General features: G+C 43.5%; 14 protein-coding genes, 1 tRNA gene and 1 riboswitch. Of the genes, 13 read left to right on the forward strand and 2 right to left on the reverse strand.

Features of this window, described 5'->3' with window-relative positions:
• The 10 genes from QVP40_RS13495 to QVP40_RS13540 form a co-directional block, all read left to right on the forward strand.
• Positions 1–1,264: YifB family Mg chelatase-like AAA ATPase (locus QVP40_RS13495; protein ID WP_288200605.1), on the forward strand; the 1,264-nt coding region annotated here is incomplete at its 5' end.
• Positions 1,265–1,311: 47 nt separating this feature from the next.
• Positions 1,312–2,202: a DNA-processing protein DprA gene (gene dprA / locus QVP40_RS13500; protein ID WP_022068891.1), complete on the forward strand. Its 891-nt coding sequence runs from the start codon at positions 1,312–1,314 to the stop codon at positions 2,200–2,202.
• A 27-nt stretch (positions 2,203–2,229) separates the two neighbouring features.
• The gene (gene topA / locus QVP40_RS13505; protein WP_022068892.1) at positions 2,230–4,302 is read left to right on the forward strand and encodes a type I DNA topoisomerase; all 2,073 of its coding nucleotides are present in this window, start codon (positions 2,230–2,232) and stop codon (positions 4,300–4,302) included.
• Between the two features lie 160 nt (positions 4,303–4,462).
• Complete coding sequence (gene codY, locus QVP40_RS13510; protein WP_022068893.1) at positions 4,463–5,248, forward strand: GTP-sensing pleiotropic transcriptional regulator CodY; 786 nt, start codon at positions 4,463–4,465, stop codon at positions 5,246–5,248.
• A 536-nt stretch (positions 5,249–5,784) separates the two neighbouring features.
• The gene (gene groES / locus QVP40_RS13515; RefSeq protein WP_022068894.1) at positions 5,785–6,069 is read left to right on the forward strand and encodes a co-chaperone GroES; all 285 of its coding nucleotides are present in this window, start codon (positions 5,785–5,787) and stop codon (positions 6,067–6,069) included.
• A 112-nt stretch (positions 6,070–6,181) separates the two neighbouring features.
• On the forward strand, positions 6,182–7,804 hold the full coding sequence (gene groL / locus QVP40_RS13520; protein WP_022068895.1) for a chaperonin GroEL: 1,623 nt from the start codon (positions 6,182–6,184) through the stop codon (positions 7,802–7,804).
• Between the two features lie 111 nt (positions 7,805–7,915).
• Complete coding sequence (locus tag QVP40_RS13525) at positions 7,916–8,419, forward strand: DUF6106 family protein (RefSeq protein ID WP_022068896.1); 504 nt, start codon at positions 7,916–7,918, stop codon at positions 8,417–8,419.
• Between the two features lie 104 nt (positions 8,420–8,523).
• Positions 8,524–9,978 (forward strand): IMP dehydrogenase, encoded by a 1,455-nt coding sequence (gene guaB / locus QVP40_RS13530; protein ID WP_022068897.1) that lies wholly within the window; start codon positions 8,524–8,526, stop codon positions 9,976–9,978.
• 49 nt (positions 9,979–10,027) lie between these two features.
• A riboswitch (ZMP/ZTP riboswitch) is annotated at positions 10,028–10,109 on the forward strand.
• A 106-nt stretch (positions 10,110–10,215) separates the two neighbouring features.
• Entirely contained in the window at positions 10,216–10,929 is a 714-nt protein-coding gene (locus tag QVP40_RS13535) for an IMP cyclohydrolase (RefSeq protein ID WP_022068898.1), read from the forward strand.
• A 13-nt stretch (positions 10,930–10,942) separates the two neighbouring features.
• Positions 10,943–12,127: a phosphoribosylaminoimidazolecarboxamide formyltransferase gene (locus QVP40_RS13540; protein ID WP_022068899.1), complete on the forward strand. Its 1,185-nt coding sequence runs from the start codon at positions 10,943–10,945 to the stop codon at positions 12,125–12,127.
• Between the two features lie 88 nt (positions 12,128–12,215).
• Here the strand turns inward: QVP40_RS13540 and QVP40_RS13545 are convergent, their stop codons facing one another.
• Both QVP40_RS13545 and QVP40_RS13550 read right to left on the reverse strand, forming a co-directional pair.
• Positions 12,216–12,698 (reverse strand): GNAT family N-acetyltransferase, encoded by a 483-nt coding sequence (locus tag QVP40_RS13545; RefSeq protein WP_022068900.1) that lies wholly within the window; start codon positions 12,696–12,698, stop codon positions 12,216–12,218.
• A gap of 103 nt (positions 12,699–12,801) precedes the next feature.
• Positions 12,802–12,874 (reverse strand) — tRNA-Gly (locus tag QVP40_RS13550).
• Between the two features lie 630 nt (positions 12,875–13,504).
• Here QVP40_RS13550 and QVP40_RS13555 point away from each other — a divergent pair.
• The 3 genes from QVP40_RS13555 to QVP40_RS13565 all read left to right on the forward strand — a co-directional run bounded on the left by QVP40_RS13555 (position 13,505) and on the right by QVP40_RS13565 (position 16,497).
• On the forward strand, positions 13,505–14,731 hold the full coding sequence (locus QVP40_RS13555; protein WP_288200607.1) for a serine/threonine protein kinase: 1,227 nt from the start codon (positions 13,505–13,507) through the stop codon (positions 14,729–14,731).
• Positions 14,715–15,650, forward strand: coding sequence for a hypothetical protein (locus QVP40_RS13560; RefSeq protein ID WP_022068902.1), 936 nt, complete (start codon positions 14,715–14,717; stop codon positions 15,648–15,650). Before QVP40_RS13555 ends, QVP40_RS13560 begins: the two co-directional genes overlap by 17 nt.
• Before the next feature lie 199 nt (positions 15,651–15,849).
• Positions 15,850–16,497, forward strand: coding sequence for an HAD-IA family hydrolase (locus tag QVP40_RS13565; protein ID WP_022068903.1), 648 nt, complete (start codon positions 15,850–15,852; stop codon positions 16,495–16,497).
• The last annotated feature ends 38 nt before the right edge of the window (positions 16,498–16,535 follow it).

Consider the following 16,535-nt stretch of genomic DNA (forward strand, 5'->3'; position numbering starts at 1 on the left):
GGCAGCCGTACTGGCTGCTTCCGGCATTCTGGAGCCGGAAGTTTTAAAGGGAGTCATGTTTGCGGGAGAATTGAGCCTCAATGGGGAAATTCATGCGATTCCCGGAATTCTTCCTATTGTTATAAGGGCAAGAGAAGAAAAGTGCCGGCTGTGCATTGTCCCCTGGGGGAATATGAGAGAGGCCTGTCTGGTGCCGGATATGAAAATCATAGGGGTAAAAAATTTAAAGGAGCTGATCATTTTTCTGAAAGCTCCCGGGAAGTACAGACAGCCCTGTATCAGACAGGAAACAGAGCAGCCGGGACAGGAACTGGATTTCAGTGAGATCCGGGGGCAGGAATCTTTAAGAAGAGCAGTGGAAATTTCTGTAAGCGGATTCCATAATCTTCTGATGATCGGACCGCCGGGAGCAGGAAAAACCATGGTGGCAAGACGGATACCGGGAATCATGCCGCCTCTGACCTTTGAGGAAAGTCTGGAGCTGACTAAAATCTACAGTATTGCAGGGCTTCTTTCTCCCACGGATCCTCTGGTAAGGCAGCGGCCTTTCCGAAGTCCTCATCACTCCAGTCCGGCTCCTGCCCTTGCGGGCGGCGGGCGTAATCCAAGACCGGGGGAGATCACGCTGGCCCACAGGGGCGTTCTGTTTCTGGATGAGATGCCGGAATTTTCCAGAAGAACCCTGGAAATCCTGCGGCAGCCTCTGGAAGACCGGGTAATACGGATTTCAAGAGTATACGGAACCTATACCTTTCCTGCTGATTTTATCCTGTGCGCAGCAATGAATCCCTGTCCCTGCGGGTATTATCCGGATATGAACCGGTGCCGGTGCACGTCCGGGCAGGTAAGCAGGTATCTGAATAAGATCAGTCAGCCGCTTCTTGACCGTCTGGATCTCTGTGCAGAGGCAGAACCGGTAAGCTTTTCCAGTCTGAACGGAAAACAGGGGGAAGCATCGGACCGAATCAGGAAACGAGTGGAAAAGGTTCATGAAATCCAGAGAAATCGCTATCAGAATGAAAACATTCAGTTTAACGGGGAACTGAAAGGAAACATGATTGAAGCTTATTGCCGGACGGATGATCAGGGGAAAGCGCTTCTGGAAGCAGCCTTTGACAGAATGGATTTCAGCGCCAGAGCATACCACAGGATACTGAAGGTTTCCCGAACCATTGCCGACATGGAAGGCTCGGAGCTGATAAAAAAAGAGCATATAGGAGAAGCGCTGTCCTACCGGGCCTTCGACAAAAAATACTGGTCGTGAACAGAAAAATAAAAAGTCATAAAAAAACGGGAGAAGGGGTATTTTATATGGAAAGAAATCACTCAGACAATATCAGATGTATCGAAAAAGGCCAGCCGGAATATCCGGAAAAACTGAAAGCCTATGACCACATGCCGGAAAAGCTTTACATAAAAGGAAGGCTGCCGGATCCGGAAAGACCCTGTGCTGCAGTTGTGGGAGCAAGAATGTGCAGTCCCTACGGAAGAATCCAGGCGTTTCAGTATGCAAAGACCCTGGCAGAAGCAGGAGTGCAGATCATCAGCGGAATGGCAACAGGAATCGATTCGGAAGGACACAGAGGAGCGCTTGCAGGAGGGATGCCCACCTGGGCAGTTCTGGGAAGCGGACCGGATGTCTGTTATCCGGCAGCCAACCGGAATCTTTATGAAAGAATTTTGAGAGAAAAGGGAGGAATCCTCAGTGAATATCCTCCGGGCACTCAGCCGAGGAATTATCATTTTCCTGCAAGGAACAGAATTTTAAGTGCGTTGTCAGACCTGGTTCTTGTAGTGGAGGCAAAAGAAAAGAGCGGTTCCCTTATTACAGCCCAGTGGGCGCTGGAACAGGGAAAGGCAGTTTTTGCCCTTCCGGGCCCTGTAAATGAAGAGCTGAGCAGAGGCTGCCACAGGCTGATCTATGACGGAGCAGGGCTGGCATACAAGCCGGAAGTGCTTTTGGAGGAGCTTGGGATAAATTGTAAAAATACCGTAAAATCATCTGAAAAAAAGAACTTAGGACTTGCAAGTGATTTGAATATGGTGTATAGTTGTCTCGATTTACGACCAAAATCCAGGGATAGTATCATGCAGGAAACAGGGCTTTCCGCTGAAAAAACAGGAAGTATTCTTGTGGAACTGAGTATTCTGGGACTGGTCAGAGAAATCAGCAGACATTATTATGTAAAAATTCAGACATAAGTGATTTTGATAAATAGGAGAGGTAGCATGGCAAAATATCTGGTGATCGTGGAGTCACCTGCAAAGGTAAAAACAATTAAGAAGTTTCTGGGGAGTAATTATGACGTACAGGCATCTAACGGACATGTAAGAGATTTTCCGAAAAGTCAGTTTGGAATTGATGTGGAAAATGACTTTGAGCCCAAATATATAACTATCCGCGGAAAGGGAGAGCTTCTGGCAGGGCTGCGCAAGGCGGCAAAAAAGGCTGACAAAATTTATCTGGCAACTGACCCTGACCGTGAGGGAGAGGCTATTTCCTGGCATCTGATGCAGGCGTTAAAGGAAGATCCGAAAAAAATGCGCAGGATCACCTTTAATGAGATCACCAAAACAGCAGTCAAAAATTCAATCAAACAGCCAAGAGAGCTGGACATGAATCTTGTGGATGCACAGCAGGCCAGAAGAATGCTGGATCGTATGGTAGGTTACAGCATCAGCCCGCTGCTCTGGGCAAAGGTAAAAAGAGGTCTGAGCGCAGGACGTGTGCAGTCAGTGGCGCTTCGGATCATCTGCGACAGAGAGGAAGAGATTAATTCCTTTATTCCGGAGGAATACTGGAGCCTTGAGGGAGCGTTTAAGATCCGTGGGGAAAAGAAGCCTCTTCAGGCAAAATTCTATGGAACAGATAAAAAGCTTCCGATTCACAATAAGGCAGAAATGGACGAGATCCTGAAAAAGCTGGAAAACGCAGAATATCAGGTGACAGAAGTAAAAAAAGGAGAGAGGATCAAAAACGCTCCTCTTCCGTTTACCACCAGTACACTGCAGCAGGAGGCAGCCAAGACACTTAACTTTTCCACTCAGAAAACTATGCGTCTGGCTCAGCAGCTTTATGAGGGTATTGATATCAAGGGAAACGGCACAGTGGGTATCATCACCTATCTGCGTACGGATTCTACAAGAATCTCACAGGAGGCTGATGAGGCCGCAAGAGCATACATCGGAGATCAGTATGGAGAAAGATATGTGGCAGAGGGCGGAAAGGCAGTTAAAAAGGATCCGAAGATCCAGGATGCCCATGAGGCGATCCGTCCCACAGACATTGCAAGAACTCCGGTAATGCTGAAGGAATCTCTTTCAAGAGATCAGTTCCGCCTTTATCAGCTTATATGGAAACGATTCACTGCAAGCAGAATGGCGCCGGCACGTTATGAAACCACTTCTGTAAAGATTGGCGCAGGAGAATATACGTTTACAGTATCTGCGTCAAAGGTAGTATTTGACGGCTTTATGTCCGTGTATGTGCAGGATGATGACAATAAGAAAGGAAACGTCCTCAGCCAGAGTCTGGAAAAAGGCATGGAGCTTGAACTGCTGGAGCTGAAGCCGGAACAGCATTTTACCCAGCCGCCGGCTCATTACACAGAAGCCTCTCTTGTAAAGGCACTGGAGGAACAGGGAATCGGCCGTCCAAGTACCTATGCGCCTACCATTACCACGATTATCAGCCGCCGTTATGTGTCAAAAGAGCAGAAAAATCTGTATATGACAGAGCTGGGCGAGGTAGTGAACAATATTATGAAGCAGGCGTTTCCAAGTATTGTGGACGTTCATTTTACAGCCATGATGGAAGGTCTTCTGGACTGTGTGGAAGCCGGTACCGTTCAGTGGAAAACCGTTGTTCGCAATTTTTATCCGGATCTGAAAAAGGATGTGGATGCAGCGGAGCAGGAGCTGGAAAAGGTAGATATCCAGGATGAAGTGACAGATGTGGTCTGTGATCTCTGCGGAAGGAATATGGTGATCAAATACGGTCCTCATGGAAGATTTCTTGCCTGTCCGGGCTTTCCGGACTGCAGAAATACAAAACCTTACTATGAGAAGATAGGCGTTGCATGTCCGAAATGCGGTAAGGATGTTGTTCTGAAAAAAACACAGAAAGGCCGGAAATATTATGGCTGCGAGGACAATCCGGAATGCGATTTTATGTCCTGGCAGAAGCCGTCTGACAAAAAATGTCCGGTATGCGGCAGTTATATGGTAGAAAAAGGAAACAAGCTGGTGTGCAGCCAGGAGACCTGCGGCTATGTAGAGCAGAAAGCAAAGCAGGATGATTAAAAAAATATACAATAAATTTAAAAAGAAAATATTTTCAGAATAGGCAGGCAAAATTGAAAAAACATAAAAATGTCTTGTAATTTTGGAAAAAAGCGTGTAATATAAAATCATCAGGACATTTATGTAGAAAATACCGGATAGATGAGAAAAGGAGGCCAGTATGAGCGTTCAGTTGTTAGACAGAACAAGAAAGATTAACAAACTTTTGCACAACAGCAGCTCCAGCAAGGTAGTATTTAATGATATCTGCCAGGTACTGATGGAGACTTTAAGTTCTAATATACTGGTGTTGAGCAAAAAGGGCAAGGTGCTGGGCGTCAGCTTATGCCCGGGTGTACAGGAAATCACAGAGCTGATCGAGGATAAAGTCGGCGGACATGTAGATACTCTTTTGAATGAAAGATTTTTAGGAGTTTTATCAACAAAAGAGAATGTAAATCTTCAGACACTTGGTTTTGAGCATGTGGACAGCCGGTGCCAGGGCATCATCAATCCTATTGATATTGCCGGAGAGCGCCTTGGAACTGTATTTATGTACAGAGACGACAAGCCATACGATATTGAGGACATTATTGTCAGTGAATATGGAACAACTGTAGTTGGTCTGGAAATGATGCGTGCAGTCCATGAGGAGAACGCAGAAGAGGACAGAAAGCAGCAGGTAGTAAAATCAGCATTTAATACCTTATCTTTCTCAGAACTGGAAGCGATCATCCATATTTTTGATGAGCTGGACGGAGAAGAGGGCATTCTTGTAGCCAGCAAGATTGCCGACAGAGTGGGAATCACCAGATCAGTGATTGTCAACGCACTGCGTAAATTTGAAAGTGCAGGCGTGATCGAGTCCCGTTCTTCAGGAATGAAGGGAACCTATATCAAGGTTCTGAATGAAGTGATCTTTGACGAGCTGGAAGAGATCAAAGCCCAGCGAAACAAAAAATCATAAAGAAGTCTGAATAAACGATATTTATCAGGCAGGAGCGGAAATGCTCCTGCCTTTTTTGGCTCTTTGTCAAGAGGCGGGGGGAATAGTTGCTTTATGGGAAAGTTTGACATTTGTCAGATTCCTGTTGCAGGGGGACAGAGCAGTTTTATTGGAAAAAGATTGTACGAGATAACAGGACAGCCCGGGATATAAAGTATTGGATAAGGGAGATCAGAAACTGCAATTTGGAATTTTACGGAAATTTGAAAGCATCTGAACTTTGAACAGTTTGCAGTCAGGATTATGGCCATTAATGGGGAAAGTCAGGAAATCAGAATATGGAACAGACATGGCGCAGATTTATAAAAAAATAAGAAGATAAGAAAAAACAAGAAAATAAGAGTAAATAAGAGATAATAAAAGTATATATCTATTTATATGACCGTGAAAAGAGTTGCGAAATGGGAGGCAATTCAATAATATAAGGACAGTGATTAGCACTCGAATAAAATGAGTGCTAGCAACAGATTGCGACAAATAAAAGGAGGAAATAGATTATGAAATTAGTACCTTTAGGTGACAGAGTTGTATTAAAACAGTTAGAAGCAGAAGAGACAACAAAATCCGGCATCGTGCTTCCGGGTCAGGCTCAGGAAAAACCGCAGCAGGCAGAAGTTATTGCAGTAGGTCCTGGCGGAATGGTAGACGGCAAAGAAGTAAAAATGGAAGTTGCTGCAGGAGATCAGGTTATCTACTCCAAATATGCAGGAACAGAAGTTAAGCTTGACGGCGAAGAGTACATCATTGTAAAACAGAGCGATATTTTAGCAGTTGTTAAATAAAACACAGACAGGAATACTGGATGAATCCCCATACAGAGAAGGGCGAAACCAGTGAAAATGGTGTTTCTTTAAAAGTTTTGTATCTTATAAAAGACTAGGAGGAATTTTCATCATGGCAAAAGAAATCAAATTTGGTGCAGAAGCAAGAGCCGCACTTGAAAATGGTGTAAACCAGCTTGCAAATACAGTAAGAGTAACACTTGGACCGAAAGGAAGAAACGTTGTACTTGACAAATCTTTCGGCGCTCCGCTTATCACAAACGACGGTGTGACTATTGCAAAAGAAATCGAGCTTGAGGACGGATTTGAGAACATGGGAGCACAGCTGATCAAAGAAGTTGCTTCCAAAACAAACGATGTTGCAGGCGACGGTACTACAACAGCTACTGTTCTGGCACAGGCTATGGTTCATGAGGGTATGAAGAACCTTGCAGCAGGAGCAAACCCGATCATCCTTCGTAAAGGAATGAAAAAAGCAACTGATACAGCAGTAAAAGCAATTCAGGAAATGAGCCAGACAATCAGCGGAAAGAAACAGATCGCAAACGTAGCTGCAATTTCTGCAAGTGACGAGGAAGTTGGCCAGCTTGTTGCAGACGCTATGGAAAAAGTTTCCAAAGACGGCGTTATCACAGTAGAAGAGTCCAAGACCATGCATACAGAGCTTGACCTTGTAGAAGGTATGCAGTTTGACCGTGGATATATTTCCGCTTACATGTCCACAGATATGGAAAAAATGGAAGCAAACCTTGAAGATCCGTACATCCTGATCACAGACAAGAAGATCAGCAATATTCAGGAGATCCTTCCACTTCTGGAGCAGATCGTTCAGGCCGGCGCAAAACTTCTTATTATCGCAGAGGATGTAGAGGGCGAGGCTCTTACCACTCTTATTGTAAACAAATTAAGAGGAACCTTCCAGGTAGTTGCTGTTAAGGCTCCGGGATATGGCGACAGAAGAAAAGAAATGCTTCAGGATATCGCTATCCTTACAGGCGGCCAGGTAATCTCCGACGAGCTCGGTCTGGATCTGAAAGAAGCTACTATGGAGCAGCTTGGACGTGCAAAATCCGTTAAAGTTGCAAAAGAAAATACAGTTATCGTTGACGGCTGCGGCGACAAAAAGGCAATTGCTGACCGTGTTGCTCAGATCCGCGGACAGATTGAGGAAACAACCTCTGAATTTGATAAAGAAAAATTACAGGAAAGACTTGCAAAACTGGCAGGCGGCGTAGCAGTTATCCGTGTAGGCGCAGCAACTGAGACAGAGATGAAGGAAGCAAAACTCCGTCTTGAGGATGCTCTTGCAGCTACAAGAGCAGCAGTTGAGGAAGGTATCATTGCAGGCGGCGGTTCCGCATACATCCACGCATCCAAGAAGGTTGCAGAGCTTGCGGCAACTCTTGAAGGCGATGAGAAGACAGGTGCAAACATTATCCTGAAAGCTCTGGAGGCTCCTTTATTCCACATTTCTGCAAATGCAGGACTGGAAGGCTCTGTAATCATCAATAAAGTAAGAGAATCCGAGCCAGGCGTTGGATTTGACGCTCTGAACGAAGAATATGTAAATATGGTAGAGTCCGGAATCCTGGATCCTGCAAAGGTTACAAGAAGCGCTCTTCAGAACGCCACAAGTGTTGCATCCACTTTACTGACAACAGAATCTGTTGTTGCAACCATTAAGGAAGATACTCCTGCAATGCCGGCAGGAAATCCTGGAATGGGAATGATGTAATATAAATATTTTATAAAAAGGAATCGGCGTCATAGACGCTGGTTCCTTTTTATGTTAGAATAAAAATATCATTATACAAGCACGAGCCGTGTCTCGTAAGGAGAGTGAATTATGAGTGAACTGTACTCGGAATTCCTTGTGAAAAAGGAATCCACATTTAAGGATGCCCTGATTAAATTCGGAATGATCGGACTGACTGTAGTGGCTGTGGCAGCAGGACTTTTTCTGAATCCGCTGCTTTTGATCGTTGCCATTGGTCTGGGCGTGGCATGTTATTTTATTATCCCAAAAACAGATCTTGAGTATGAATATCTGTTTGTAAACGGGGAACTGGATATTGATAAGATCATGGCAAAATCAAAAAGAAAAAGAGTAAAATCTTTGAATCTTACAGAGGCAGACCTGATCGCTCCTCTGAATTCTCACAGAATGGATTATTATAACGGCAACCAGAAAATGAAGGTTCTGGACTATTCTTCAGGAAATCCGGACCACAAAAGATTCGGCATCATCATTCGTGACGGAGGCGAAGCCTGTAAGGTGATCGTAGAGCCGGACGATGCCATGGCAAATGCTATAAAAAATTCAGCGCCCAGCAAAGTTTTTTTGGATTGACACCGTATTTTTTTTTTGCTACACTATGAACCAAACTCAAAATATCATGCAGGTGTGAATAAGCACATCCTGTAAAAATTACATACAAGGGAGGAAAAAATACAATGGGTACAATTATCGGTGAAGGCATTACATTTGACGATGTACTGTTAGTTCCTGCGTATTCAAAGGTGATTCCGAACCAGGTGGATGTAACAACCTGGCTGACTAAAAAGGTGAAGCTGAACATTCCGCTTATGAGCGCGGGAATGGATACAGTTACCGAGCACCGCATGGCTATCGCTATGGCAAGACAGGGCGGTATCGGTATCATTCACAAAAATATGTCTATCGAGGCGCAGGCAGATGAGGTAGATAAGGTAAAACGTTCTGAAAACGGCGTTATTACAGATCCATTTTATTTATCCGCAGAGCATACTCTGAAAGATGCCAATGATCTTATGGCAAAATACCGTATTTCCGGTGTTCCGATCACAGAAGGAAAGAAACTGGTAGGTATCATTACCAACCGAGATCTGAAATTTGAGACAGATTTCTCAAGAAAGATCGGCGAGTGCATGACTTCTGAAGGTCTGATCACTGCCAAAGAAGGAATTACTCTGGAGGAAGCAAAAAAGATCCTCGCAAAATCCCGTAAAGAAAAATTACCCATTGTAGATGATAACTTCAACTTAAAAGGCCTGATCACCATTAAGGATATTGAGAAACAGATCAAATATCCTCTGGCTGCAAAGGACGAGCAGGGACGTCTTCTCTGCGGAGCGGCAGTTGGTATCACATCTAATGTTCTTGCAAGAGTTGAGGCTCTTGTAAAGGCAAGCGTGGACGTGATCGTAGTGGATTCTGCTCACGGTCATTCTGAGAATATCTTAAAGGCTGTACGCGAAATGAAAGAGGCGTATCCGGAGCTTCAGGTAATTGCCGGAAACGTTGCTACAGGAGCTGCTACAAAAGCTCTTATTGAAGCTGGTGTTGATGCGGTCAAGGTTGGTATCGGACCTGGTTCTATCTGCACCACCCGTGTGGTTGCCGGCATCGGTGTTCCTCAGATTACAGCTGTTATGGACTGCTATGAGGTTGCAAACCGTTATGGAGTGCCGATCATTGCAGACGGCGGAATCAAATATTCCGGAGATATCACAAAATCTATTGCAGCAGGCGCCAATGTGTGCATGATGGGAAGTATGTTTGCCGGATGTGATGAGAGCCCGGGAACATTTGAACTGTACCAGGGACGTAAATTTAAGGTATACCGCGGAATGGGCTCCATTGCAGCAATGGAAAACGGAAGCAAGGACCGCTACTTCCAGCAGGATGCCAAGAAGCTTGTTCCGGAAGGCGTAGAAGGACGTGTAGCTTACAAGGGTCATGTAGAAGATACTGTTTACCAGCTGATCGGCGGACTTCGCGCAGGTATGGGATACTGTGGCGCAGAGAACATTGAAGCGCTGAAAACAACAGGCAAGTTCATTAAAATTTCTGCAGCTTCCCTGAAAGAGTCTCATCCTCATGATATCCACATTACAAAAGAGGCTCCGAACTACAGCGTAGATGAATAATCAGGAATTTTTGTTCTTGAAAAAAACAAAAAATATGATATGATAATAATAACGACTGCATGACTGGCGGAAAACAGGAATTACCTGTGGGGAGTGCAGTAAGTGATAAGCCGACCGCCTGGGCAGCCTGAAATACAGACTACCTGGGCGGTTTGTTTTATTTTTAACAGAAAACGCAGCATGGAGCCAGGACAGCGCGTTTATATAATGATTTTTTAGAAAAAAGGAGATCAGACTATGGAAATGATATCACTGGAAAATGAACTGAAAAATAATTCTTATCCGGGAAGAGGAATCATCCTCGGCCGTTCTCTTGACGGAACAAAAGCAGTGGCAGCATACTTTATTATGGGAAGAAGCGAGAACAGCAGAAACCGCGTGTTTGTCACAGAAGGAGAGGGAATCCGTACACAGGCATTTGATCCGTCCAAGCTTACAGATCCAAGCCTGATCATTTATGCTCCGGTACGTGTTCTTGGAAACAAGACTATTGTTACCAACGGAGATCAGACAGATACTATTTATGAAGGCATGGACAGACAGATGACCTTTGAACAGTCCTTAAGATGCCGCGAATTTGAGCCGGACGGACCTAATTATACACCTCGTATTTCCGGTGTGATGCATATTGAAAACGGCAATTACAGCTATGCAATGTCTATTCTGAAAAGCGATAACGGAAATCCGGACGCATGTCTTCGTTATACCTTTGCCTACGAAAAAGCAATTCCGGGAGAAGGACGGTTTATTCACACATATAAATGCGATGGAAATCCTCTTCCAAGCTTTGAGGGAGAGCCGAAGCTGGTTCAGATTCCAAATGATATGAAAGAGTTTACAGATCTTCTCTGGAACAGTCTTAATGAAGAAAATAAGGTTTCTCTGTTCGTGCGCTATATTGACATTGCAACAGGTAAATATGAAACAACTATTGTAAATAAGAACAAATAAGGAGGATGCAGTAATGAATGAATTACAGTTAAAATACGGATGCAATCCAAACCAGAAACCTTCCAGAATCTATATGAATGACGGAAGCGAGCTTCCTATTAAGGTTCTTTCCGGAAAACCCGGATATATTAATTTCCTGGATGCCTTTAACGGCTGGCAGCTTGTAAGAGATCTGAAAAAAGCAACCGGACTTGCAGCAGCTACTTCTTTTAAGCATGTTTCTCCGGCAGGCGCTTCCGTGGGACTTCCTCTTACAGAGACACTGGCAAAGATCTACTGGGTGGATGATATGAACTGGAAAGAGTTTTCCCCAATTGCCTGCGCTTATGCAAGAGCAAGAGGCGCTGACCGTATGTCCTCCTTTGGAGATTTTATTTCCCTGTCTGACGTCTGCGATAAAGATACAGCGCTTCTTATTAAAAGAGAGGTTTCCGATGGTGTGATCGCTCCGGGATATACAGAGGAGGCTCTGGAAATCCTGAAAGCCAAGAAAAAAGGCAATTACAATGTTATTGAGATCGATCCTGATTTTGTTCCGGCTCCCCTGGAACACAAGGAAGTATTCGGCGTTACATTTGAACAGGGAAGACAGGAGCTTGAGATCAATGATGAACTGATCGCGAATATCGTAACTGAGAATAAAGAGCTTACAGAAGAAGCAAAGCGTGATCTGAAAATTTCTCTGATCGTTCTGAAATACACTCAGTCCAATTCTGTATGCTTTGTAAAAGACGGACAGGCCATCGGCGTAGGCGCAGGACAGCAGTCACGTGTACACTGTACCAGACTGGCAGGCCAGAAAGCAGATAACTGGTTCCTCCGTCAGAGCCCTCAGGTTCTGAACCTTCCGTTTAAAGAGGGAATCAGCCGCGCGGAAAGAGACAATGCCATTGACGTTTATATTGGCGAGGAATATATGGATGTTCTTGCTGACGGCGCATGGGAGAGAATTTTTGCAGAGAAGCCGGAAGTGTTTACAAGAGAGGCAAAACGTGCATGGCTGGATCAGCTGACTGATGTAACCCTGGGATCTGATGCATTCTTCCCGTTCAGCGATAATATTGAAAGAGCTCATAAGAGCGGCGTGAAATATATTGCTCAGCCAGGCGGATCTGTAAGAGATGAGGATGTAATTGCAACCTGCGATAAATATGGTATGGCAATGGCATTTACAGGAATCAGATTGTTCCATCACTAAAAATTTTATATTTAAGGATATATAAGAACAGGGCGGCTTGTACAGCCGCCCTGTTCTTATGTTATAAAAAATCATATTTTTGCCTGAGTCAGGAAATGTTTTTTAACATTTTTATTGCATGAGATTTAAAGCCATTCCATTCCAAAAGTATTTTTTCGTGTGGGATAAATCCCTGTTTTTTCCAAAAGCCAAGAGAATTATCCTGATAATCATATACAACATCAATTCGAACTTTTGTGGAACCTTCTGATCTGAAAAGATTTTCTAACTGACAATAGATTCTGCTTCCAAATCCCTTTTCTTTATAGTTTGCATCAAGCATAAACAGAGACAGATAAGTTTCCTCTGCTGTTTTAAAATCACTTATGGCAATGATGTTATTTTCAGGAGTTTTTGCAACAACAGATTTGAAGCCTATTTTTTTCATTTTATACAGTTCACGGGCTATAAAGTCTTTAGAAATATATGTAGTACCTATATGACTTTTTAAAAAAGAAGGATTTGAGTTATAGATAGACAGAATTTTATGAAGGTCATGTTCAGTTATTTCATCTATGCTGAAAGTGTACACAGTTAATTGCCTCCCGGTATTGTTTATCTGGATAGAAAATATAGTACATGATTTAGAATTTATAAAAATAAAAACCAGAACAAAAACTGTTCTGGTTTAGAAGAGCGATAGACGGGGCTCGAACCCGCGGTCTCGACCTTGGCAAGGTCGCGCGTTACCAACTACGCCACTATCGCATGCTTTGAAGCTGTTCTGTGAGGTGTTTCCCTCGCTGACAAAACATACTATACCAGATAGAATTGTATTTGTCAAATGTTTTTTTGAAATTTTTTAAAAAATTCATCAAAAAAGTTTCCGGGAAATTTCCGAAGCTTCCGTGTTTGTAAAACTGTATAAATGTGAAACCAGGCTCTGGATGCAGACTGCCATGGATAGCCTGTATCCGGCCGTATCCTCCTGGATTCAGCAGGCATTTATTCATAAAAGGAAGATTGTATGGTGCGGATCCAGCTTGTGTGTCGGAAGTTATTTATAAAAATTTAAGAATTGAAAAGAACAATTTGTGCTATAATACAAACATCAAGATTTCTTTTTCCGGAGTTCATCCGGTAAGTTCCCATTTTATTTTTTATAAATGAGCAAATATCAAATTCTACACAATAGAATCCGTAATATACGGACATAAAAGAAAGATCAGGCTGTATATGTGTATGTTATAAAGACAAATTCGTGAGTATTTTTGTGCACTTTTTCAAAGTTGTTCATTAAGATATATGAAAAGATCAGACATGTAATTTGTGCGCCTGGAAAGAGGAGGAGATCATATCGAATTAACCGGAATTATTTTAAAAGGGCGTTATTGTATTATGGAAAGGATCGGCAGGGGTGGAGAGGGGGATCTTTATCTTGCAAGAGATCTGGAGCTTGGCATATACCGGGCGGTAAAGGAACTTCCTGCTGAGAAAAAACGTGAGGCAGGGCTTTTTCGGCTTTTGGAGCATCCTTCTCTTCCGAAGATGATTGATTATACAGAACAGAATGGTCATTGTTATCTTGTAATGGAGTATATCAGGGGAAAATCTCTGAGACAGTATCTGAACGAGGGAAGAATATTTTCCGGAGAGGAGATTCTGTCCATTGCAGGTACGGTGCTGCAAATTCTGAAATATCTGCATTCCAGAAAGCCGGCGGTTTATTACGGAGATTTGAAGCCGGACAATCTGATGCTGACGGAATCAGGAAGGCTTTATCTGGTTGACTTTGGAAGCGCAGTTTTGGGATATGAAAGACAGAGCTTTTATTGTCTGGGAACAGAGGGGTATGCGGCTCCGGAACAGTATCAGGGGAGGATTGTTCCTGCCAGTGACTTTTATGCTTTGGGAAAAACTGTAGATGAGCTGTGTCAGAAGCGCAGACTTCAATATTTTTTTCAGTTTCCGGGACTTGGATTTTTTATCAGAAAATGCTGCTTCAGTCAGCCGGAAAAACGCTGGAGATCAGCAGAGGAAGCAGAAAATGCGTTGCAGAAAATAAAACCTCTGTCCTGGAAAGTATGGAAGGGAGCGGCTGTCGGACTGTGTTGCTTTCTTTGTACTGCAGTCATAATGGGGGCTCTGACAACAGAAACAATGCAAAGACTGGAAATGCCGGAATTGGAAACTGCTATATCTCCGGTCACTGCCTGGTATTATTCCATGGATTTTCGGTCAGGGGGAAAGGCAATCAGAAAAGTGATTACAGGTCAGATAGAAAAATCCGGGCAGAGATTCCTGAGGATTTATGATGCTTTGGAACAACAGAAACAGGTGCTTACACTTCTGGCTCGAAATAGTGAACTGGAAGGAAATATGGCAAAGGCAGAAGGGTATTACAGACAGATGCTCCGGGAAAAGGCAGGCAGTAAAGAATATTCTCTGTACGGGTTATTTCTGATCAGACAGGGAAGGGAAAAAGAAAGTATGGAATTATTTAAAATGATGAAAGAGAAGAAAGACATGAAAAGTGATTCTGAAAAGAATATAAAACAATGGAAACAGTACTTGAATAGCTTATCTTTTGCGAAAGGAGAGGAAAAGAATGGTGAAATCAAATAGAAAAAAGAAGTCTTATATTTTCAGGAGAATAGAAAGCTCTGGGAAAAAACATGGGACAGGGGTTTCAGTACACAGAAAGTTTCTGGCAGTAATCTCAGTTCTTGTACTTGTAACAGCAATTAGACAGACAAGCGCTGCTCAGGATCTTGGAGGGTTTCATGTGGAGACGCTTCCGGGAGAAAGCACAGGTATTCCCTCTGACTGGGAAGTGGGAGACGGGGACCAGGATTTTGGGGAACAACAGCAGTCTGAGGAAAATGGATATGAGGATATGTTTGGGTCAGGAGAAGAAAGCTGGCAGGGGGAGATTTATGAAGAGCCGGAAACTGTGCCCGAAAGCGGGAACGTGTCTGACTGGGAAAACAGCATGGAAAATATGGAAGAAACAGATGAGGAATACTTGGAGGAAATAAGGAATCAAAGTGGAGCGGAACAGCAGAAAAATCTGTCCGAGACAGGGGGGACAAACCGGGATGGAACAGAAGATTTGCAGGATATGCCGTCTGACAGAGAGCGGTTACCAGTGACGATAGTTTCTCCAACTGCTGCCGCTGATATTGTATCAGGTCCAGGCTCAGATTTATATCAGGCAGAGAAAACAGAAAAAGATGACAGAGATAAGGAACCGGAAAGTTTCCGGAATCAGCTGCATGCGGTACCGGAAGTTCTTTACTGGAAAGGCACAATAAAAACGACGTCAGATCCGGTTCTGAATATAAAACGGAAGGGGAGCATCCAGATTCTGTCTTTAAGAGTAAACGGGAAAGAAGTTGGATGGTGTCAGGAGGAAAGCAGGATTTATCTGAAGATTTCAGAGGAACAGAAGATATCGGAAAAGGTATTTCAGACAGAGGTGGCTTTTCTTTCTTATAATGGAACAGAAGCCGGAATTTACGTGGACGTTCCGGGAAAATCATGATATACTATCCGATAATCAGTAAACTATAAATGAGTAAATTTGAAAAAGTGCGCAAAATCATCATGAATTTATCTTTATAAGATGCATATATAGAGCTTAATCTTTCTTTTATGTGCGCATATTACGGATTCTATTATGCAAAATTCGATATTTGCTCATTTATAGCAGTAAATAAAAATTCTGAAAATCGGAGGCGCATATGTATAAAGTAATTTTATTTGATCTGGATGGCACGCTGACAGAATCCGGGGAAGGAATCACAAAATCTGTACAGTATGCACTGGAGAAACTGGGAAAACCTGAGGATGATCTGAAAAAGCTTGAGGTGTTTGTAGGGCCGCCTCTTTTGCAGCAGTTTATGGAGTATGCCGGACTGGATGAGGAAACAGGAATAAAAGCAGTAGAATATTACAGAGAGCGCTATTCTACAGTTGGAATTTTTGAAAATCAGCCTTATCCTGGAGTGGAAGAAATGCTGGATACATTGTGTCAAAAAGGATATACTCTTGCAGTCGCTTCCTCTAAGCCGGAGTATTTTGTAAAAAAAATCCTGGATCATTTCGGACTGACCGGATATTTCAGTGAAATTGTGGGAAGCGAAATGAGCGGAAAAAGAACCGGAAAGGCAGAGGTGATCGAGGAGGTTCTTGCCCGTCTGAATATGCAGAATCACCGGGATGAAGTAATCATGGTAGGCGACAAGGAGCATGATGTGTTCGGAGCCAGAAAGGCCGGGATTGAATGTGTTGCAGTGGCCTATGGATACGGTACGGAGCAGGAGCTGAAACAGGCTCAGCCCTTAAAAATTGTAGATTCCGTACAGGGAATTGTTGATTTTTTCTGCTGACCCCTCTGCATAAACAGAGTATTTTAAAAAAAGTGTGG

Origin of the sequence: Blautia sp. CAG:257 (assembly GCF_000433815.1) — a bacterium.
In the GTDB taxonomy this organism is placed as follows: domain Bacteria; phylum Bacillota; class Clostridia; order Lachnospirales; family Lachnospiraceae; genus Blautia_A; species Blautia_A caecimuris.